Consider the following 21,709-nt stretch of genomic DNA (forward strand, 5'->3'; position numbering starts at 1 on the left):
GTACAACTGAAAATATTAATATCTGAGGTGTGTTGGACCCTTTTGTTTAACTAATTTAGGCAGTTTGCATGGAATTATTACATCAAGCGTATTACTTCTCTGTTGGTGTTAGTACGTTAGTAGCACTGGTGTTATTTGCACTTGCTGTGGTGAGCTATCACAAAGGTCGGATGATCTCTTTGGGCATTATTTGTATCATGGTGTCTGTTTTTCAGTATATTTCAGCGCAACTCATTCTAGAACCTGAGCTACTAGCACAACTCGAATTACGCAGGCTACGCAATATTTGTGTTGTGACCTTTCCAGCAGTTCTGCTTTATTTCCTCAATACATACTCAAAATTCAAATGGAGCTCGGCAGTTTTTTATCTCGCGTTGACTGTCGGTCTAACGTTTGTTTATGCAAATTTTGCCTTGCCTTACACAACTCGGTTTAGTTCACTGCCAACAATGCAAACGGTGACTTTGGGCCAACAACAATATTATCTAGCCGTAGGAGAAGCTAGTTGGTGGAGCCATGCATGGTTTATTTATTATTTTGTTGTGATGGGGATTGCGCTATACATTGCTAAACGCTTGTTCGAATTAGGCTACAAGGCTATTTCGCTAGCGCTTAGCAGCTATTTTTTCGTGCAAGTGTCAATGGTCTTTTACGTCTACTTAGCAAATTGGGGGATCCACAAAGATTTTCCGGTTACAGGCTTTGGCTTTTTAATTTTCATAGCGTTGATGTGTGTGGCGCTAATATACGAATTTAAATTAGCTGACGCTAAGCTCAGACATAAAACGAAAGCCTTGCGCGAAGAAGCGTTTAAACGTGGGCAACTGGAAAAGGAGCGTGATAAACTCATTCAGTTAGTCCAGGAAGATCCCATTGCAACTCATGTGGTTAACTTAAAAGGTGAAGTTGAACAAACAAATGCGGCAAGTGTTCGTTTTTGGAAAAGTGATTTGGCGCAGCAAAAGTTTAATTTGGTGGCGTTTTTGCGCCATTGTTTCGAGAGCCATCAGTATGTGCTTAACATGCACAAAAATACCAAGTTACCTGAGTTTCAATTAAATAATGTTGATTTGTCTGCTTGGCCACAAGCACAGGCGATTAATCATAACGCTTGGCTCAAAATATATATCTTTCCATTGCATAATCGACAAAAGGAAATTACTCATTTTTGTGTTCGGATTAAGGATGTCTCACAAGAGAAATATGTAGAGCAAGCCATAAACAAAATTGCCCAGGGTGTGGTTGGTGAAAGAGGAGACACCTTTTATCAATCTATGGTTCAGAGTTTAAGTCAAATATTCCCTGTTGATTATGTGTTTATCGCACAAATCTCGCAACAACAGGCAAGTGCTCGCACACTCGCTGTTGCGTATAAAGGTGCAATTGTCGACAACTTTGAATATGCTCTAGAAAATACCCCGTGTGATAAAGCGCGCCTAAATGGTTTATGTTGGTATCCGCAAGGGGTACAAGAGGCGTTTCCGCAAGATTTATTGCTGACCGAAATGGGCATTCAGGGTTATTTAGGGATTGCTTTGCAAGACAGTGAAGGTAATGGCATCGGCATATTAACCCTACTGAGCGCAAGCGAGTTAGATGTTGGCTACCAAGGGCAAGAAATTTTAAATATCTTTGCGGTGCGTGCAAGTTCTGAATTGCAAATGGAGCGAGCTGAATTAGAAATTAGAAATTTAGCTTATTATGATTATTTGACTCAGTTGCCGAATCGAGCAAACTTGTTGAATAAACTAGCGACGTTTTTACAGAGCAAAAACCAGCATTTTGCGCTGTTATTGGTTGACTTGGATAACTTTAAATTTGTTAACGATGCTTTAGGTAACGATGTAGCGGATGAGTTGTTGCGTAAGGTCGGCCAACGCCTTGCATCCTTCAATGAGTCGCTAGCTGCTCGGTACGGTGGCGATGAGTTTATTATTATTTGTCAGCCTCAATCGGCTGAAGATATTAGGCTCTATGCAGAGAAGCTCGCCCATTCAGTTATTCAGCGCTTATCCCAGCCGATTCAAGTTGGCGAGCGAATTGTCAATATTGCCGCGAGTGTTGGTATTTGCCTATTTCCACAGCATAGTACTGATAGGCTTGAAGTTTTACGATTTGCCGAAACTGCCTTGATGCAGGCTAAAGAGTTGGGGCGAGGGCAATTTTATTTATTTGATCCTGAAATTCAAAAGCGCGTTGAACAACGGATATCGTTAGAGCATGATTTAAAAAGGGCGATTGCTCAGAATGAGTTTTCTTTATTATATCAACCTCAATTTAATGCTCAGCAGCAAATTTATGGCGCAGAGGTGTTAATTCGTTGGATCAGTGAACAAAATGGGTTTGTCTCTCCTGCTGAGTTTATACCTTTAGCTGAAGAAACGGGGTTAATTCATGCTATCGGTGATTGGGTGATTGAAAGTGCATTGTTGCAAATGACTGTCCTCAATCAATATGCTTCATTTAAACGTTTGTCGATCAATGTGTCGGCATGGCAATTTGCCGATCATAATTTTGTGAAAAAATTATTAGCGCAGACGGATAAATTTAATATTGATGTTTCAAAAATCACGCTAGAACTGACAGAAACTGGGTTATTGCAAAATGTAGAAGAAGCTAAAGCTAAGTTGTCAGAGTTACGTGCAGTCGGCTTTAAAATAGCATTAGATGACTTTGGTACAGGTTATTCTTCATTGTCTTACTTGCGGGAATTACCGTTAGATGAATTAAAAATCGACAAAGCATTTGTTGATGAAGTTGATGGGATAAAACCCGCACCTTTGGTTGAATCTATGGTGTCTATCGCCAAACATCTAAAATTGTGGGTGGTTGCTGAAGGGGTGGAAACTAAAGCGCAATATCTAGCGTTAGAAAATATGGGGTGTGATCACTACCAAGGTTATTACTTCTCTAAACCTATTACAGCTGACAAGCTGATTGAGCAGTTAGTGCAGGAGCAACAGGCATAAAAAAACCAGAACCGGTGTTAGCCGTATTCTGGTTTCCTGCAATTGTGTAATTGCGAATTATAAAGCTTTAATCTGAGCAGCTAGGCGGCTCTTATGACGTGCAGCTTTATTTTTGTGGATCAAACCACGAGATGCAAAACGATCCAAAATCGGTTGAACGGTTTGGAAAGCAGCAGTTGCGCCTTCTTTGTCACCAGCTGCAATAGCGGCAACAACTTTTTTCAAATACGTACGCATCATTGAGCGGCGGCTTGCATTATGCTGGCGACTTTTCTCGGCTTGAACCGCGCGCTTCTTAGCAGACTTGATGTTAGCCAAAACTAAACTCCTAAAAATCGAAAACAGGGATACCCTTTCTAAAGGCGCGGAAATATGCCTGTAAAAAGGGAAAATGTCAATCTATTTCGGACAAAAAATGCACTTTTCTTCTAGTAAACCAGCTTACTTATTTGCTAATAGATACTAGGGCGTAAATTATCATTCGATTTAATGAAATCAAAGCGAAAAATATGCCACAAAGATCAACTGGCTTTAGTATACTGCAACGCCTGCTCAATATGAAACTGGATAACACTTTTGGCGAAAGGTTTATTAAAATCAGGCATAATTTTTAGTGCAATGACTTTAGTTTCTCGTGTACTTGGATTGGTACGCGATGTGGTAATCGCAAATCTACTGGGAGCGAGCGCTGCCGCTGACGTTTTTTTTCTGACCAACAAAATTCCCAACTTCTTGCGACGATTGTTTGCTGAAGGGGCATTTGCACAAGCTTTTGTGCCAGTTCTAACTGAATACAAAGAAAGTCGCAGTTTAGATGAAACTAAATTATTAATTGCCCGTGTTGCAGGTACCTTGGGTACAATTGTGATGATCACCACCATTTTGGGCGTGATAGGCTCGCCCGTGGTGATTGCGTTATTTGGTACAGGTTGGTTTTTAGATTATTTAAACGGAGGCCCAGGTACCGCAAACTATCTACTCGCGAGCCTGATGCTCAAAATTACCTTTCCATATTTAATGTTTATCGCAATTACCGCTTTGGCAGGAGCGGTACTAAATACTTGGGGGAGGTTTGGCGCAGCTGCATTTACACCTGTATTACTCAACATTAGCATGATTAGTGCTGCAATATTTTTTGCTGATTATTTTGAACAGCCAGCGTTTGCCCTTGCTTGGGGGGTGTTTTTTGGCGGTATTGTCCAGTTTATCTTTCAGTTGCCATTTTTACACAAGGCTGGGTTGATTTGTCGACCACGTTGGGGTTGGAATGATCCTGGCGTTAAAAAAATTCGCTTGTTAATGTTGCCGGCTTTGTTCGGCGTTTCTGTCAGTCAAATAAACTTGCTGTTAGATACTGTGTTAGCAAGTTTTTTGCAATTTGGTTCAATTAGTTGGTTGTATTATTCAGACAGGCTATTAGAGTTCCCGCTTGGTTTATTTGGCATTGCTATCGCTACTGTTATATTGCCTCAGTTATCTAAAGAGCATGTTAATGCTGGCAAACAAGATTTTGCCAACACCATGGATTGGGGTATTCGTATGGTTTGTATTTTGGGTATTCCTTCAAGCTTCGGCTTAATGCTGTTGGCTGAGCCTATGCTGATGGTGTTATTTATGCGCGGTGAGTTTAGTGCTTTTGATGCAGCTCAAAGCCGAATGAGTTTGATGGCGTATGCAGCAGGGTTAATTTGTTTTATGTGGATTAAAGTGCTCGCCAGTGGGTTTTTCTCACGCCAAGACACTAAAACACCTGTTAAAGTTGGTATTTATGCCATGGTACTGAATATGGTGTTTAATCTACTGTTAATTGTTCCGTTTAAGCATGTCGGACTTGCTATGGCTACCAGTTTATCAGCATTGTTTAACGCTGGGTGCTTATATTACTTTTTACATAAACAAGGCGTATATCGCTTGTCTACTGTTGGAGTAATGACACTAGTTCGGGTTATTGCTGCAAGTTGTGTGATGATTGCCACGATCTATTATCTAATGCCCACTCGCATTGAATGGATTGACATGGAGCTAGTAATGCGTGCCTTTTGGCTGGCTGGATTAATCGGGGTTGGTGCTGCTGTGTATTTATTGTCATTATTTGCAATTGGTTTAAGACTTTGTCATTTGAAAGCTGCATAGTTTTGTTAGCTAAGTTATAATCGCGCCGAATTTTTTAGTTAGTGGGCTAGCATGGAGTTAATCCGAGGTATACATAACATCAAACCACAGCACAAAGGCTGTGTTTTGACCATAGGTAATTTTGATGGTGTTCATTTGGGCCATATGTCAGTTTTGGCACAGCTCAAAGCGAGCAGTGTTCAGCATCAATTGCCTTCTGTTGTGATGACATTTGAACCTCAACCCGTTGAAGTATTTAACCCTGCAGCGGCTCCAGCTCGGCTGATACGTTGGCGCGATAAATACCAATTATTGCAACCGCATGTTGACCGGCTTTTATGCGTGCGCTTTAACCGAGCGTTTGCAAACTTGCCCGCAGATGAATTTGTGAGCGAATTATTGGTCAATAAATTAGGCGTTAAACACTTGGTTATCGGTGATGACTTTAAGTTTGGTTATAAGCGTCAAGGTGATTTTCATCTGCTACAAGTTTTGGGTGAGCGCTACAACTTTAGTGTAGAAGACACTCAAAGTTGTATTCTTGGCTCTGAGCGAGTGAGCAGCACGGCTATTCGACAAAGAGTGGCGAATAGTGATTTTACCGGCGCAGAGAAGTTGTTAGGACGGCCATATAGTGTTTGGGGAACGGTTGTACATGGCGCTAAAAATGGTCGTACAATTGGTTTTCCTACCGCTAATATTTTAATGCATCGTAAAGTTTCCCCTGTGTCTGGTGTGTTTGCGGTGCAGGTCAAGCTTGATGGCGTTTTATACGATGCCGTGGCGAATGTCGGTTATCGGCCAACTTTAAATGGCACACGGAATCAACTAGAAGTACATATTTTCGACTTTAATGGCGATTTATACCAAAAGCGCTTGCAGGTCATATTTAAGCACAAAATTCGTGCTGAACAGAAGTTTCAATCTTTAGCGGCATTGCAGCAGCAAATTGCATTAGACTGTGAATCTGCCAAACAATTTTTTGCGCTTGAAAGAGCAGAATAACTATCAGGAATACGGCGAAAAAAATGAGTGATTATAAAAGTACCTTAAATCTACCTGAAACTGGCTTTCCAATGCGAGGCGATTTAGCTAAGCGAGAGCCTGGTATGCTTAAAGCTTGGCAACAAAAAGGTTTGTACCAAGCGATTAGAAAAGCTCGCCAAGGTTGTGAGCAATTCGTTTTGCATGATGGCCCTCCATACGCCAATGGCAACATTCATTTGGGTCATGCAGTTAACAAGGTACTTAAAGATATTATTATCAAGTCTAAAACCTTATCCGGATTTGATGCGCCGTATGTACCAGGTTGGGACTGTCATGGTTTGCCAATAGAACTTCAGGTAGAGAAAAAAGTTGGTAAACCAGGTCGAAAGGTCACAGCGGCTGAATTCCGTGAAAAATGCCGGGCTTATGCGGCAAAACAGGTCGATGGGCAAAAAGAAGATTTTATTCGTTTAGGTGTGTTGGGTGAGTGGGACAAGCCATACCTAACCATGGACTTTGAGTTTGAAGCCAATATTATTCGCTCGTTAGGCAAAATTGTTGAAAATGGCCACTTGGAAAAAGGTTTTAAACCGGTTCATTGGTGTACTGATTGTGGGTCTGCTTTGGCTGAAGCTGAAGTTGAATACAAAGATAAAGAATCGCCAGCGATAGATGTTCGCTTTAAATTAATTGATGAAGCGATTGCTGATAAGTTTGATCATCCAGAAGGGCATAGTGGTCAAGGTGATATTTCGGTGGTTATCTGGACGACTACCCCTTGGACCTTACCAGCGAACCGCGCGGTTGCCGTGCATCCAGAACTAGACTACACCTTAGTTCAAGTAGAAGGTGACCAACCTGAGCGTTTGATTGTTGCGTCTGATTTAGTTAAATCAGCAATGGATCGTTTTGGTTTTGAAAAATATCATGCACTTGGGTATTGCAAGGGGGCCGCATTAGAACTGGCGCAAGCACAACATCCTTTCTACGATTTTACTGTGCCTATTATTTTAGGTGAGCATGTAACTACTGAGTCAGGTACAGGTTGTGTACATACAGCACCGGGCCATGGGCAAGACGACTTTGTGGTTGGTGCAAAATACAATCTAGAAGTAGCGAACCCAGTTGGCGCCAATGGTGTTTATTTACCTGGTACACCTTTATTTGAAGGCCAGCACGTTAGCAAAGCGAATACGCCTATAGTGGATTTGTTACGTGAAAATGGTGCATTGGTCCATCACCATAATTATCCGCACAGCTATCCACATTGCTGGCGGCACAAAACGCCGATTATTTTCCGTGCCACACCACAATGGTTTATCTCTATGGATAAAGCTGGTTTACGTGAAAAATCATTGGCTGAAATTAAACAGACTAAATGGATCCCAGCTTGGGGTGAAGGCCGTATTTCCAACATGGTTGAAGGCCGTCCAGATTGGTGTATTTCACGTCAGCGCACTTGGGGTGTGCCAATTGCTCTATTTGTACATAGTGAAACAGGTGAATTGCACCCTGATTCACCCGCTTTGATTGAGCAGGTTGCGCAACAAGTTGAAGAAAAAGGCATTCAAGCTTGGTTTGATATTGAGCCAACTGATTTGCTTAGTGCTGAAGATGCAAAAGTTTACGTAAAAGTACCAGACACCTTAGATGTATGGTTTGACTCAGGTGTAACACATGCATGCGTGCTTGATGCGCGTGACACTTATACCAAGAAACAAGCAGATTTATACTTAGAAGGTTCTGACCAGCATCGTGGTTGGTTTATGTCATCATTAATGACAGGCATTGCTTTAAAAGGTGCAGCACCGTATCAGCAAGTATTAACCCATGGTTTTACTGTTGATAAAGATGGCCGCAAGATGTCTAAATCAATTGGCAACACGGTTAGTCCACAAGAAATAATCAAAAAATTTGGTGCAGATATTTTACGTTTATGGATAGCATCGGCGAACTATACTGCAGATATTACAGTCTCTGATGAAATCTTTAAGCGCTCTGCTGATGCTTATCGTCGTATTCGCAACACTGCACGCTTCTTATTGTCAAATTTAAATGGCTTTGATCCGACCAAAGATATGGTCGAATTGGATGAGATGGTTGAATTGGACCGTTGGGCAGTTGCAAAAGCATATGAAGTACAACAAGACATTACTCAAGCTTACGACGAATATCAAATTTTACAGGTAGTGCAAAAACTAATGCACTTCTGTTCAATTGATATGGGAAGCTTCTATCTTGACGTGATTAAAGATAGACAATACACAGCGAAAGCAGATGGTCATGCGCGTCGCTCTTGCCAAACTGCATTGTATTTAATCGCTGAAGCAATGACACGTTGGATGGCGCCAGTATTAAGCTTTACCGCACAAGAAATTTGGACTGCACTGCCGGGCAAGCGTGATGAGTTTATCTTTACCCAAACTTGGTATGACAAGTTAGCGCCATTGCCTGAAAGTGCCAAATTATCGGATGCTGACTGGCAGCAAGTGATGGCAGTTAAAGATGAGGTGAATCGTTTGATTGAAGTGGCTCGTCGTGAAGAGGTGATAGGTGCTTCGCTGCAAGCAGAAGTTTCAATTTTTGCCGATGAAAGTTTATATGCATTGTTGGCGAAATTAGAAGATGAATTGCGTTTTGTGTTAATTACATCAAAAGCGGACATTCAACCGTTAGCACAAGCAACTGACGCGGCAGACACTGAAATCGCTGGATTAAAAATCACTATTGAACCAAGTAAAGGTAAAAAGTGTGACCGTTGTTGGCACTATCGTGAAACTGTTGGGCAAATAGCTGAACATCCAACTTTATGTGATCGCTGCGTGACCAATATTGATGGAGCAGGCGAAAGCCGACAATTTGCCTAATGATTGCACAATATAAACAAACAGGTTTAGCTTGGATTTGGTTGGCGTTGTTGGTGTTAATTGCCGACCAAGTGAGCAAAATAGCTGTATTGCAAAGTTTTCAATTGTACGACAGTGTAAAAATTACCGAATTTTTTAACCTAACTTATGTACGAAACTACGGTGCGGCTTTTAGTTTTCTAGCCGACAGTGGTGGTTGGCAGCGATGGTTTTTTACCTTGATCGCTGTAGTCGCTGTTGTTTTGTTGTCGTATTGGTTAGCTAAAACGCCGAAAAAACAAATTTGGTTAGTGATTGGTTTTAACTTAATTTTAGGAGGCGCAGCCGGTAACTTGTACGATCGAGTTGCTTACGGTTATGTGGTCGATTTCCTTGACTTTACTATTCCGTTATATGGCCGATGGCCAGCATTTAATATTGCAGATATGGGAATTGTGATTGGGGCGGCTTGTGTATTAATTGATGCGTTTATTCATCAAAACAAGCAACAAGCGAACGAAAATAAAACATAGTAGTGATTTATCATGAGCACAGTTATTCAACAAAATAGCCAAGTAACATTCCATTTCGCAATTATTTTAGAAGATGGTTCTGCAGCAGAGAGCACAAAAGTTCACAACAAACCTGCTCAGCTAACCATTGGCGATGGTTCATTAACGCCTAGCTTTGAACAATGTTTATTAGGGTTAAAAGCAGGTGATAAAAACAAATTTAAACTGGCACCTGAAGATGCATTTGGTCAAGCAAACCCTGACAATGTGTATCACTTGGATCGCGATAAATTTTCTGCAGATTCACCAGCAGAAGTCGGCAATATCATCGCTTTTACTCAACCTGATGGCAGTGAGTTACCGGGTATTATCCGTGAAGTAGAAGGTCAGTCAGTGACAGTTGACTTTAATCATCCTTTAGCGGGATTAACCGTTGAGTTTGACGTTGAGATAATCGACGTAGTCAACCCTGAAGCTTAACAACAGGTAATCAGAATTATGCAAATACAATTAGCAAACCCAAGAGGCTTTTGCGCGGGCGTCGATAGAGCAATTAGCATAGTCGAACGTGCGTTAGAACTGTTTGAAAAACCAATTTATGTCCGCCATGAGGTTGTTCATAACAAATACGTTGTAGACGGTTTGCGTGAGCGTGGTGCGGTATTTGTAGATGAATTAGAAGAGATACCTGACGACAGTATTGTGATTTTTAGTGCGCATGGCGTATCTCAAGCCGTTAGGCAAGAAGCTAAAGACCGTGGTTTAAAAATATTTGATGCGACCTGCCCACTTGTCACAAAAGTTCATATGGAAGTCACTCGAGCCAGTCGAAAAGGCATCGAATGTATATTGATAGGTCACCAAGGTCACCCAGAAGTTGAAGGCACTATGGGGCAATACTCAAACCCAGCAGGTGGCATTTATTTGGTCGAATCGGCAGAAGATGTTGCCAAGCTTGAAGTAAAAGACCCGACCAATTTATATTATTGTTCTCAAACAACTTTATCAGTGGATGATACTGCAGATGTCATTGATGCGTTACGCGCTAAATTCCCAGAAATCGGTGGACCACGCAAAGACGATATCTGTTATGCCACACAAAATCGCCAAGATGCTGTGCGTCAATTAGCCGCTGATAACGATGTTGTATTTGTGGTTGGAGCTAAAAATAGTTCGAACTCAAATCGCTTGCGAGAATTAGCTGAAAAAGTTGGTAGTCAAGCTTACTTGATTGATACTGCAGATGATATTCAACCACAACTTCTCGAAAATGTGAACTCGGTTGGGGTGACTGCTGGCGCTTCTGCTCCTGAAGTTTTAGTCAAACAAGTAATTGAAAAGCTTAATCAATTGGGTGGCGTATCCGTTAATGAAAAACCAGGCATTGAAGAAAATGTGGTCTTTTCATTGCCTGCCGAGTTAAGGTAGTTTATTTTTCTATTCGCAATCTCTCGAATTTGATCTATAGTTATTTGTGATAGATTAAAAATTGTACGGTTATTTCGATGGCCATTTTGCAAAAGGACGAGAGATTGTGTTGTACTCAAGGTTTTTGCTGCTTCAGCGAGCTGATTATAGATTAGCCCCTTCTGATTATGCTGTTGCGATTAAGTTTTTTTTAAACTTAATCGTGATAACAACAAAATTTGTGAGCTTGTTAAATGTTACAGGCTTGTCTTTTGTGTTAAATTCTTGCATTCTTCCGTGCTGTAAAAAGCACTTTTTCACCAGTTATCAATAGGGATATTATGCGTAACGTAAAAGGCCAATCTGGCTTTTCTTTAGTTGAACTTATTGTAGCCATGTCGGTTATGGCTATTGGTATTGTTGGTGCAGTCGCGACACAGGCTACAGCTAAGCGCTCAGGCGTGGACGCAAGCCAGCGCTCGTTGGCGGTATTTTTTGCGCACGATATGTTGGAGCGCATGCGCCTAAACAAGACTCAATTAAATGCATATCAAGGCACAAGTTACGGTACTGGCAGTTTTTCTGTCAGCAATCAGGTGAATTGTTCGGCCAATAACTATTGCACGCCTCAGCAGTTAGCACTTTACGATACTTTCCAATGGCACCTAAATTTGGCTGGGCGCACTGTAATCAACAGTGAAGGCTCTAGAGTGGGTGGACTGCTCAAACCAACCGGCTGTGTTGAAAACAATAATGGCTACATAACAATAGTGGTTAGTTGGTTGGGCAGGCAAGCAACACAAGATGCTGCTGACGACGGTTCGACATTTGAGAAAAATTGCGGCACCGTCAGTGATAAGCGTCGGCAAGTTACGCTGACCGCTCACATATATTAAGGACAATTTTAGATGCACAGAATTAAAAGTGGTCATAGAGGTTTTTCATTAGCCGAATTATTAGTCGCAATGGCGGTTGGTTTAATCGTTTTTAGTGGTGTTATTGGACTATTGATAGCGTCTGACGAAACCGTTTCCGATACAGTTCAAAGAGGCGAAATGCAAGAAAATGGGCGTCTTGCAATGGCTTTATTGTCTAAAGATGTAATGATGGCGGGTTATTGGGGAAACTTTACCGGAATGGATATTCACGAAGCTGCAGGTGCTGATATTAGAGCAATTCGATTGAACCAAGTGAATGGTAACAAAGTGGCAGTGCAGGGTGCAGACTGTTTGGGGGAAGGTGAAAACAATGGCTCATTTTTTGTCGAAAATAGTGACTTTTTCTTCCGCTTTTTATGGGGAACACATACAACATTTAACCAAATTTTTAACGGGTGTATTGTTGATGCTGTTGTTGGCTCGGATGTATTGCAAGTCAAGCGCGTATTGGGCAGTACTACAGAACAAGGTAATGAAAAAGACACCCGCTATTATTTAATTTCAACTGATAACCAGGGCATTATTTATGCAGGGTCGGATGCTACTCCTGATATTGAAAGTGCGGATATTAACGAATATCTACATCATATATATTACATCGCAGAAGAAATGAGAGGTGGGCTGTTAGTTCCTGTCCTTAAGCGTAAGTATTTGTATAAAACAGCCAACAGCACAGGTAATCAAGGGCAGCTTAAAACCTATAACCTAGTTGAAGGGGTAGAAAAACTCGGTTTTTTATACGGCATAGATACCGATGGTGATGCTACAGTTAATTATTATGCAAAAGCCAACGAATTAGATCGTGAAGATTGGGAGCAAGAAAGGTCGACTATTATGTCAGTTCGTATTCATATATTAGTGCGCGCTTTGGAGCAAGATTTGTCTATAGACAATACCAATATATATGACTTGGGCAGTTATACCTATCAAGCGAATGACAACTATCGTCGAACCTTATTTACCACAACAGTTAAAATTGTAAATGCAGGGAAAGAAGTATGGCGAAATTAATTTGTAGGCCGACATATGCAAAACAGAAAGGTGCAGCACTTGCAGTCGCTTTAGTCTTAATGCTCGTATTAACAACCTTATCTGTTACTTTAATGTATAATACCTCATTAGACACAAAAATGGCTCATGCAACTGTTGTTAAAAAGGCTTCGTTAAATGCATCTCTGGGTGGTAGTGATGAATTTATCCAAAAGGCACATACTCAAGATGCTGTATTTGCTGGTTCAAACCCATTAACAGGTAACACCGATGTTGCAAGTGTCAATTTAACTGGTACGGACTTAACTGGTGAAGCAGAAGCATTGACGGATTTTCCAACCAATTGCCCACATTTTAGTCGTTCTGAAGCCAGTGATTCATATATCCGCTGTACTAGATTCGAAATTAAAGTAACGCATGAATTTGGACAGAACAACCAAGGTAATACCGAGGTGGTGACGGCGGTAGCTAGTCAGATCCCGGGGGAGAGTTAAGGATGAATATTTCGAAGTTAGCCGCTTATTTAAGCGTTAGCGCAGCTGTACTAACTAGTTTTTATTCTGGTGCGGAAGATATAGAGCTTTACGTAAGGAATATAGCTGATCGTGTCGGCACGGCTCCTCAAGTCATGATTATATTTGATAACTCGGGCAGTATGCGGCGCAGTGAAAGTGTTCGCTCGAGTTATGATCCAACCGCATCCTACCCTGGTCGTTATACCAATGGGGCAAATGATAGGGCTGTGTTTTTTACCATAGGTGCTGCAGGTGTTGCAGAGCTACCAGATCCTGTAGACGACGAGCGTCGATTTAACGAAGCAATCAATGCTTGTAATCAATCTTTTATTCCGCTTTATGGACTTTGGAAGCACAAATCCACTGGCGCTGAAATAAATGGTTATGAATTAGAACAACAAGGTTTAAATTACGCTGACTACAATTTAATCGAAGGCGGTCAAGGTTATTACGTAGACCGTGTGGCAGAGTACTATTCGTCAGGGCAAAATAAGAATACTTGGCGTAGTCTGCGCGAAAACAATGGTATGAATGCAACAGATGTTATGGATTGTCTTAAAGATATTTTGGAAATTGACCAAAATAACCCAGGCGAATTTGGCGCACAAAATGGTAATGGTACGCCAATATCCGCTGGTTTACCAGTGAACGGTATGGTGACTGGTAACGGAAATAATCGGGTTGTGCATACTCATTACTTTGTATCAGATCCAAATAACATTGAGAATGATGCAACTTATCAAAGTGCTAAAGCGACATTTGCTGATGTAAATGTGGTGACCTTATATACCGGGAATTATTTAAACTGGAAGACAGCTGCAGATGAAGATGTTGGTACCACCAATAGAAGTCGACTAGACATTGCAAAAGATGCGATTACATCGGTTATTAATGCCACTTCGACTGTCGATTTTGGTTTAAGCTTGTTTAATATTAACTACCCAAACGAAAATAATAACGACGGAGGTCGAATAGTTTCGGCTATAAAAAATAGAACCAGTGCTGAAACTCAAACTTTACTAAATACAGTTAATAACATTCGAGCTGAAACTAACACGCCATTATGTGAAACCATGTATGAGGTTTATCGATATTATGCTGGATTGTCCGTGCAATACGGAAACGAGAATGGTAGTGATGTACCATATTGGTTAGATCATTCGGATGTTTATATCCAACCAGGTAAAGATACAAGTGCAGAAAGTGGTGGAAACTATATTTCTCCATACGGTAATAACTGTAGAAACGAAGCTTATGTTGTTTTGATTACCGACGGTTACCCAACGGTTGATAGAAACGCTGATAATGCAGTAGCTGGTTTGCCCGGCGCAATCTCTAGCTCAAGAGTTGATGGTAATTATTTACCTGTGCTGTCCGAATGGATGTATAACCACGACGTAAATACCAACCTTGATGGGGTGCAAAATGTAGTCAGCTACACGATTGGATTTGGTAGCGACGCGTTAAGTGCAGAACCTATATTAAGAGCCGCAGCGCAAAAAGGTGGTGGTGAGTATTATGCCGCAACTGACCCTGATGAATTAGCTTCAGCCTTGCAACAGGCGTTAATTAGCATTCTAGAGCAAAGTGCGTCTTTTACTTCACCATCGGTCGCATCTAACAATTTTGACCGCACAAGAAGTTTAGACAATGTATATTATTCAATGTTTTTTCCAGAGGACGGCCCTAGATGGCCTGGAAATTTGAAAAAGTTAGTTGTTACAAACAATGTGATCGTCGATTCAAATGGTCTGCCTGCGATTGATTCAAATGGCAATATAGCCAACACCGCATTTACGTTTTGGGGGGCGACCAGCAATTGTGAATCTGGTAATGTCTGTGCCGATGGCAACGATGTTAACAGGGGGGGGGTTGCAGAATACCTAGCTAATAAGTCGCCAGCTGATCGTGATATCTACTCTAATGTTGGACCCGGTGGCGCATTGCAAAATTTTACGCCTGCAAATGTATCTAGCGGAGTAGGTAATTTAGCCAATGTACTAGGCGTAGCTAATGGCGAAGAAGCAGAATTAATAAACTGGGCAAGAGGCCAAGATGTTCACGATGAAGATAATGATGGCAATACCAGTGAAATGAGACTCGATGTATTTGGTGATCCACTGCATTCTAAACCACTTGTAATCAATTATGGTGGCAGTGCTGAAAATCAAGATTTACGTGTGGTTGTTGGCACGAATGCTGGTTTTCTCCATATGTTTGATGATAACGGCTCAAATTTAACGGAATCTTGGTCATTTATTCCAAACAGTCTATTTCCCAATCTTGATCCTCTGCGTGATAACTTAACCAATGACGCGAAAGTATATGGTATGGATGGTTCTCCGGTTGCATATGTTAAGGACGTAGACGGAACGGTTAACGCAGGAGATGGCGATAAAGTTTGGTTATTTGCAGGTATGCGCCGCGGCGGCAATCAATATTTTGCTTTTGATGTTACATCGCCTGACTCTCCGTCAATGAAGTGGAGTATTACAGGTGGTTCAAGCGATTTTCCAACCTTAGGGCAAACGTGGTCACAGCCAATAGTCGGTTTTATTAAAGCATCGCAAATCGATGCTAGTACACCAGTGCTGATTTTTGGTGCTGGTTATGCGAGTGATTCAGACTCAACAGGTGCCACAGACACAGGGAGGGGGATATATATTGTAAATGCAGACACTGGGCAAAGAATCTGGAGTTTTACCCCAGATACAAATTTAGCTAACAATACTCTAGTGAATATTCAGGATGCGATCCCCGCGAAAGTTGGTGCACTAGACTCTGATTTTGACGGCTATATCGATAGAATTTATGCTGGCGACTTAGGCGGTAATATTTGGCGAATGGACTTATTTGGCAGCGACCCAACCAAATGGACAGCTTATCAGCTTGCAGCTTTATCAGGCTCTGATGCAGCAGACAAACGTAAGTTTTTTAACGAGCCAACGATCGTCCGTACATTTATTAATGTGAAAAAGCGTGTCAGCGTGCAAAGCAATGAAAATTCAACCATTATCGTTTCTAAAGAAGTACCCTATGAAGGTATAGTGATAGGAAGTGGTGACCGAGCGCACCCTAACTCTTCGACAGTTAATGACAAACTATATGTAATTCAAGATCGAAACATTATTACAGACTCATATACAAGTACACCATCTTGGTCAGGTATTAGCGAAAGTGACTTGTTTGATATGACCGGTGACCCAGTCCAGCAATCAATTGCGGATGATGATTTAGACTCATTATTAATAGACGGATTATCTACCAAAAAAGGTTGGTATATAGATTTACCAAGAATGGGTGAAAAATCATTATCTGCCGCCCGAGTGATAGGTGGGGTTGCCTATTTCACCTCGTATACGCCACCAGATTCAGGAGTGCTCGCCAATAGTTGCACAATCAAAGCTGGAACTGGGCGTTTGTATGCAATGGATTTAAGTTATGGCACCCAAATATATGATTGGGGAACGGAGATGGTGGTGGGTAATCGTATTCCAGATACACCGGTCACCTTTGCTGGAGAGAACGAATCAGGTAAAAGCTTGTTGTCTTTTATAGGTGTTGGTCAAGGTGAAAATAATACTGGCGTTATAGAAGCCAAAGGTTCGACTGGTGAACCAGGGCAGTCGTGCGCCGATTCTAACACTTGTGATGTTGACTTTGGTTTAAAAACTTACAAACTACATACAAAAGTAGAAGAGAAGTGATTGAAATGAAAGCTAAAAAGCTAGGCTTAACGCTTGTTGAACTTATGGTTTCGGTGGCGATTGTAGGGATTTTAGCTGCTGTGGCTTACCCTGCGTATGTTGATTATTATGCTCAAAGCTACCGAAGTGATGTGATGCGTGAATTAGTCAAAGCGGTTAATCGGCAAGAAGCCTATTATTCAGATCAAATGACCTATACTGCAGATATGACTAACTTGGGTTATGCTGCTGATCCCTACGTGGTTGAAAATTCTATGTATTCGATTGATGTTGTGACTTTTGAAGGTATGGATTTAACCCAAGAATTTGAATTACGGGCGACGGCAGTGGTAACTCAAAAAAATAATGATCCTAATTGTGCAAGCTTAAGCATTAATCACCTAGGTGAGAAATCAGCGCTCGATTCAAATGGAAATGATTCTACTTCGACATGTTGGTATTAAGATGATGAAATTCAGATATATTGCAGGTGTTATCGCTATACTGTGCAATCCAATTCAAGTGTTCGCTTCAACTGAAGACTTTAAGTGTTACGTGCAATTGCATAATAAAACCCATCAAATAGCGTTTGTTGATGGCTCTCAAGTGAGTTCAACAGCTCAAGCTGCAAAAACTTTGTTAAACCAAGGCTTTTACGCAGAAGACGGTAAAAGCATTATCAAAATCAAAAAAGTGATAGAATGCCAAAAAATGTATACGTCGTTTGTTGATGTTAATGCGAATATTGCGGACGAAAGAACACCTAGATAATTTAGCTACAGCTGATGTGACTTGAGTTATTGTTTAGTTCGTCTTTCCCGTCGTTGTCAATATCACGAGACATACGAGGTCTGCCACCTAGGCTAATAATCAGCGCGCGTGCATAGTGCTCGCTGTTGGTTACGTTTGGACAATACCTGAAAGTTCCAGCAAGTCCTTTCAAATTACCAGTTTCGGCAAAGCGCAGGTAGCGCCCTCCAGAAAATATAAGTTGGTCATTAGTCGTCAGCGCTTGGCGAATTCGAATGGTTTTATCTAAGTTTAGATCAAACTGAGCATTGTTATTTTTGTCAATAAAAACTCGATAGCCTATTTTCCATTGGTCAACACAGTTTCCCTGACTGTCGGTGGGGCATATTACGACAGGGTAATTATATTGAATTGCATGATTTCGCGATAACAACACATCTTGATTTAGTTGATATAAGTGGTTGTCTACCCTAGATTCTATCAAGGTTTCTTTCAGGCTGGGTATACCAAGCAATAAAACGATAGCAGCAATAGACAGTGAGATTAATAGCTCTAATAAAGTAAAGCCTAAGTTTAGTTTGGGCATTCTGTTATCCTTAACAGTCTTATTAATTCCGTTGAGCTTGATTCCTGGGTTCTTAATCCATACGATTAAAGTTTAAGCATATAACATAGAATTGGCAACGACTTTTTAAGAGCAAACAATATGGTCGCTGGCATCATTTATTTCGTCTTTGCCATCACCATCTATATCTGATGATGTCCTAGGCCTACCACTTAACCCGATGATTAATGCTTTTGAATATAACTCGGCATCACTCACACTTGGGCAATATTTAAAGGTGGCCTGGGCGTTATTGGTGAATGTAGTAATAGGAGTGCCATCAAATTGAAATTGCAGTGAGCTCCCATCTGAAAATACCAGACTGTCACCTGATGTTATCTTGTCTCGAATAAATAACTTTTTTTCGGTGTTCGAGCTAAAGCTCTCATTACCATCTCTGTCGATAAACACCGTGTAGCCCAAATGCCAGTTTGTGTCACATTCATTATTGGTATTTAAATGACAAATGGTAATCGTTGTTTCATAGTTAACGGCATAGCTGCGTGCAGACACAATATCTTTGTTTAGATTCATGACAACCGTATTGACGCGATTTTCTACAATAGCTTCTAGTAAGCTTGGCACGCCTATTGTCAAAGCAACGCCTGCAATAGCCAAAGTAATCATCAGCTCCAATAAAGTAAAGCCACGTTGGAAAGATTGATGTAAAGTAAATAAGGACATCCGTACTCCTGCTTAAATGCACCGATGGTAACAGGATCAATTATGGCAAATTTTTACCGAAAAGCGAAAAGATATAATGAAAACGTGAATTATATTCAACAATGATTGGTAATTGACTGAGGATATGGCGTCCCATAGGGGATTCGAACCCCTGTTACCGCCGTGAAAGGGCGGTGTCCTAGGCCTCTAGACGAATGGGACGCATAGGAACTTGCGTGATTTATAAATTGTAAATGGCGTCCCATAGGGGATTCGAACCCCTGTTACCGCCGTGAAAGGGCGGTGTCCTAGGCCTCTAGACGAATGGGACGCATAGGAACTTGCGTGATTTATAAATTGTAAATGGCGTCCCATAGGGGATTCGAACCCCTGTTACCGCCGTGAAAGGGCGGTGTCCTAGGCCTCTAGACGAATGGGACACTTAGGAACTTACAAATCAAAAATATTGGCGTCCCATAGGGGATTCGAACCCCTGTTACCGCCGTGAAAGGGCGGTGTCCTAGGCCTCTAGACGAATGGGACACTTAGGAACTTACAAATCAAAAATATTGGCGTCCCATAGGGGATTCGAACCCCTGTTACCGCCGTGAAAGGGCGGTGTCCTAGGCCTCTAGACGAATGGGACGCTGAGTATTTCAGAACAACTAAAAGTTGTTAGGCCATTACATTGAAGTTAAGCAAAAACTTGGTGGAGCTAAGCGGGATCGAACCGCTGACCTCAACACTGCCAGTGTTGCGCTCTCCCAGCTGAGCTATAGCCCCTCTTGCTTAGGTAATCCTTTGTAGAAAGGCTTTCCCTTCAACGCGGGGCGCATTCTATGCACCCCGACCTATCATGTCAACAAAAAATTATGACTTTTCTCGATTATTTATAAACTCAAAGGCTAAGTCGATTCGATTGATTATTTTTTGTCTATCTATTAACGCTAAAGTAACATCTAGTGAAGGTGAGTTACCACCACCTGTTGACGCCACTCGCAGTGGCATACCTACTTTGCCCATGCCGACAGATAATTCTTCGGCAGTTTGGTTGATTGCTGCTTGAATTGCTTCTGGTGTCCAATCAGCCAAGTCAGCTAATTTTTGTTGAACTAACTTTAATGGCTCTTTGGCAACTGGACGTAAGTGTTTTTTCGCCGCATTTGCATCAAACTCGGTAAAGTCTTCAAAGAAGTAACGCGAAATTTCAACCAATTCTTTTAAGGTTTTCACTCGATCGGCTTGAATTTTTATCACCTCAGCTAACGATGGGCCATTCGACACATCTAATTTTTGTTCTGCAAGATGCCATTGCAAATGATCAATGACCTCTTCAACAGGAGAGCTTTTTATGTAATGCTGATTTAACCAAATTAATTTTTCTGTATTGAATGCTGAAGCCGCTTTATTAATTGCTTCTAACGAAAATAACTCGATCATCTCTTCTAAACTAAAAATTTCTTGGTCGCCATGTGACCATCCCAATCGAACCAAGTAGTTTAATAGTGCTTGCGGTAAAAAACCGTCGTCACGATATTGCATTACGCTTACTGCGCCATGGCGTTTAGAGAGTTTTTTGCCATCGTCACCTAATATCATCGAAACATGGGCATAAGTTGGAATAGGTGCACCTAAGGCTTGCAAGATATTAATTTGGCGTGGAGTATTGTTAATATGGTCTTCGCCACGAACAACATGGCTGATACCCATGTCCCAATCATCAACAACCACACAGAAGTTATATGTTGGTGAGCCATCTGAACGTTGAATGATTAAATCATCGAGTTCGCTGTTGGCCACTTCAATACGGCCGCGGATTTTATCGTCAAAAACAACGCTGCCAGTTTGTGGGTTTTTAAAACGGATGACAAAAGGTTGATCACTTGGATGATCGTCTCTATCACGCCATAAACCGTTGTATCTTGGTTTTTCACCCGCAGCCATTTGTTTTTCGCGCATCTCTTCCAATTCTTCAGGTGTGCAAAAACATTTGTAAGCTTTGCCTTCGTCTAATAACTGCTGAATTAAACTTTTGTAACGATCAAAACGTTTAGTTTGATAATAAGGGCCTTCATTCCATTCTAAGCCTAACCAGTTCATTCCATCCATAATCGCGTCTATCGCTTGCTGAGTAGAACGTTCTAAATCAGTATCTTCGATGCGTAATACAAATTCACCCTGATTTGCTTTTGCAAATAACCAAGAATAAAGGGCAGTTCGAGCGCCACCTACATGGAGGTAGCCAGTTGGGCTAGGTGCAAAACGTGTTTTAATCGTCATTTTTGTCTTCCACAAACTTGAAGTTAATGTAATGAATAAAGAGAAAGCAGGCATTTTAGCAATGCTAAAGGCACTTGCCTAATTAGATTTGCGCTTCAGTGCATTTTATTTGGCTATATTTTGGCGCTTTCGCTGGTTTTTTGTTCGTTTGATATAAAAGCGCAATTTTTTTTAGATTTAGTGTTGACAGAATAGCGCGCATCCCTATAATGCGCACCACACACAGCGACATGGTGTAGCCATGAAGCAAAAGATGGACGTTTAGCTCAGTTGGGAGAGCATCGCCCTTACAAGGCGAGGGTCACTGGTTCAAGTCCAGTAACGTCCACCATCTCTTTCTTGTGTGTTCTGTCTTTAAGATGGACGTTTAGCTCAGTTGGGAGAGCATCGCCCTTACAAGGCGAGGGTCACTGGTTCAAGTCCAGTAACGTCCACCATCTCTTTCTTGTG

17 protein-coding genes and 8 tRNA genes are annotated in these 21,709 nt (G+C 41.4%); 15 read left to right on the forward strand and 10 right to left on the reverse strand.

The genetic code is table 11. The features are described from left to right. The first annotated feature begins 68 nt into the window (after positions 1-68). Positions 69-2,969 carry a putative bifunctional diguanylate cyclase/phosphodiesterase gene (locus DS2_RS14520; RefSeq protein ID WP_035015560.1) on the forward strand — a complete coding sequence of 967 codons (2,901 nt, stop codon included), beginning with the start codon at positions 69-71 and terminating at the stop codon, positions 2,967-2,969. Positions 2,970-3,026: 57 nt separating this feature from the next. Here the strand turns inward: DS2_RS14520 and rpsT are convergent, their stop codons facing one another. Further along, entirely contained in the window at positions 3,027-3,287 is a 261-nt protein-coding gene (rpsT, locus tag DS2_RS14525) for a 30S ribosomal protein S20 (protein WP_035015561.1), read from the reverse strand. 258 nt (positions 3,288-3,545) lie between these two features. Between rpsT and murJ the strand changes: the two genes are divergently transcribed. The 12 genes from murJ to DS2_RS14585 all read left to right on the forward strand — a co-directional run bounded on the left by murJ (position 3,546) and on the right by DS2_RS14585 (position 17,733). Then, positions 3,546-5,102, forward strand: a complete 1,557-nt coding sequence (gene murJ, locus DS2_RS14530) for a murein biosynthesis integral membrane protein MurJ (protein ID WP_035015562.1) — start codon at positions 3,546-3,548, stop codon at positions 5,100-5,102. 51 nt (positions 5,103-5,153) lie between these two features. Beyond that, complete coding sequence (ribF, locus tag DS2_RS14535; RefSeq protein ID WP_035015563.1) at positions 5,154-6,086, forward strand: bifunctional riboflavin kinase/FAD synthetase; 933 nt, start codon at positions 5,154-5,156, stop codon at positions 6,084-6,086. 23 nt (positions 6,087-6,109) lie between these two features. Next, a complete protein-coding gene (gene ileS / locus DS2_RS14540) occupies positions 6,110-8,935 on the forward strand; it encodes an isoleucine--tRNA ligase (RefSeq protein WP_035015564.1) in 2,826 nt (941 codons plus the stop codon). Continuing rightward, positions 8,935-9,447 carry a signal peptidase II gene (gene lspA / locus DS2_RS14545; protein ID WP_035015565.1) on the forward strand — a complete coding sequence of 171 codons (513 nt, stop codon included), beginning with the start codon at positions 8,935-8,937 and terminating at the stop codon, positions 9,445-9,447. The genes ileS and lspA overlap by 1 nt, the downstream gene beginning before the upstream one ends. Positions 9,448-9,459: 12 nt before the next feature. Continuing rightward, a complete protein-coding gene (gene fkpB / locus DS2_RS14550; protein ID WP_035015566.1) occupies positions 9,460-9,906 on the forward strand; it encodes an FKBP-type peptidyl-prolyl cis-trans isomerase in 447 nt (148 codons plus the stop codon). A gap of 18 nt (positions 9,907-9,924) precedes the next feature. Beyond that, complete coding sequence (gene ispH / locus DS2_RS14555; protein ID WP_035015567.1) at positions 9,925-10,854, forward strand: 4-hydroxy-3-methylbut-2-enyl diphosphate reductase; 930 nt, start codon at positions 9,925-9,927, stop codon at positions 10,852-10,854. 320 nt (positions 10,855-11,174) lie between these two features. Beyond that, complete coding sequence (gene pilV, locus DS2_RS14560; RefSeq protein ID WP_035015568.1) at positions 11,175-11,729, forward strand: type IV pilus modification protein PilV; 555 nt, start codon at positions 11,175-11,177, stop codon at positions 11,727-11,729. A gap of 12 nt (positions 11,730-11,741) precedes the next feature. Next, positions 11,742-12,782 carry a PilW family protein gene (locus tag DS2_RS14565; RefSeq protein WP_035015569.1) on the forward strand — a complete coding sequence of 347 codons (1,041 nt, stop codon included), beginning with the start codon at positions 11,742-11,744 and terminating at the stop codon, positions 12,780-12,782. Beyond that, positions 12,770-13,255: a PilX N-terminal domain-containing pilus assembly protein gene (locus DS2_RS14570; RefSeq protein ID WP_035015570.1), complete on the forward strand. Its 486-nt coding sequence runs from the start codon at positions 12,770-12,772 to the stop codon at positions 13,253-13,255. The genes DS2_RS14565 and DS2_RS14570 overlap by 13 nt, the downstream gene beginning before the upstream one ends. 2 nt (positions 13,256-13,257) lie before the next feature. After that, a complete protein-coding gene (locus DS2_RS14575) occupies positions 13,258-16,983 on the forward strand; it encodes a pilus assembly protein (RefSeq protein ID WP_035015571.1) in 3,726 nt (1,241 codons plus the stop codon). Positions 16,984-16,988: 5 nt separating this feature from the next. Then, a complete protein-coding gene (locus DS2_RS14580) occupies positions 16,989-17,426 on the forward strand; it encodes a type IV pilin protein (RefSeq protein WP_235188621.1) in 438 nt (145 codons plus the stop codon). A 1-nt stretch (position 17,427) separates the two neighbouring features. Beyond that, complete coding sequence (locus DS2_RS14585; RefSeq protein WP_035015572.1) at positions 17,428-17,733, forward strand: TapY2 family type IVa secretion system protein; 306 nt, start codon at positions 17,428-17,430, stop codon at positions 17,731-17,733. 1 nt (position 17,734) lies between these two features. Here the strand turns inward: DS2_RS14585 and DS2_RS14590 are convergent, their stop codons facing one another. The 9 genes from DS2_RS14590 to gltX all read right to left on the reverse strand — a co-directional run bounded on the left by DS2_RS14590 (position 17,735) and on the right by gltX (position 21,259). Then, positions 17,735-18,298 carry a GspH/FimT family protein gene (locus DS2_RS14590; protein WP_035015573.1) on the reverse strand — a complete coding sequence of 188 codons (564 nt, stop codon included), beginning with the start codon at positions 18,296-18,298 and terminating at the stop codon, positions 17,735-17,737. A gap of 105 nt (positions 18,299-18,403) precedes the next feature. After that, on the reverse strand, positions 18,404-19,000 hold the full coding sequence (locus DS2_RS14595) for a GspH/FimT family pseudopilin (protein ID WP_035015574.1): 597 nt from the start codon (positions 18,998-19,000) through the stop codon (positions 18,404-18,406). Positions 19,001-19,125: 125 nt separating this feature from the next. Further along, positions 19,126-19,201 (reverse strand) — tRNA-Glu (locus tag DS2_RS14600). A gap of 33 nt (positions 19,202-19,234) precedes the next feature. Further along, positions 19,235-19,310: transfer RNA gene (locus DS2_RS14605), tRNA-Glu, on the reverse strand. Between the two features lie 33 nt (positions 19,311-19,343). Beyond that, positions 19,344-19,419, reverse strand: a tRNA-Glu gene (locus tag DS2_RS14610). Positions 19,420-19,446: 27 nt separating this feature from the next. Further along, positions 19,447-19,522: transfer RNA gene (locus DS2_RS14615), tRNA-Glu, on the reverse strand. A 27-nt stretch (positions 19,523-19,549) separates the two neighbouring features. Further along, positions 19,550-19,625: transfer RNA gene (locus DS2_RS14620), tRNA-Glu, on the reverse strand. 61 nt (positions 19,626-19,686) lie between these two features. Continuing rightward, a tRNA-Ala gene (locus tag DS2_RS14625) sits at positions 19,687-19,762 on the reverse strand. 87 nt (positions 19,763-19,849) lie between these two features. After that, positions 19,850-21,259, reverse strand: coding sequence for a glutamate--tRNA ligase (gene gltX, locus DS2_RS14630; protein ID WP_035015575.1), 1,410 nt, complete (start codon positions 21,257-21,259; stop codon positions 19,850-19,852). A gap of 255 nt (positions 21,260-21,514) precedes the next feature. On the opposite strand from gltX, the gene DS2_RS14635 reads away from it, so the two are divergent. Together DS2_RS14635 and DS2_RS14640 are read left to right on the forward strand one after the other, a co-directional pair. Continuing rightward, positions 21,515-21,590: transfer RNA gene (locus DS2_RS14635), tRNA-Val, on the forward strand. A 30-nt stretch (positions 21,591-21,620) separates the two neighbouring features. Beyond that, positions 21,621-21,696, forward strand: a tRNA-Val gene (locus DS2_RS14640). Positions 21,697-21,709: the final 13 nt, after the last annotated feature.

The sequence above is a fragment of the Catenovulum agarivorans DS-2 genome (assembly GCF_000568405.1).
GTDB classification, from domain to species: domain Bacteria; phylum Pseudomonadota; class Gammaproteobacteria; order Enterobacterales; family Alteromonadaceae; genus Catenovulum; species Catenovulum agarivorans_A.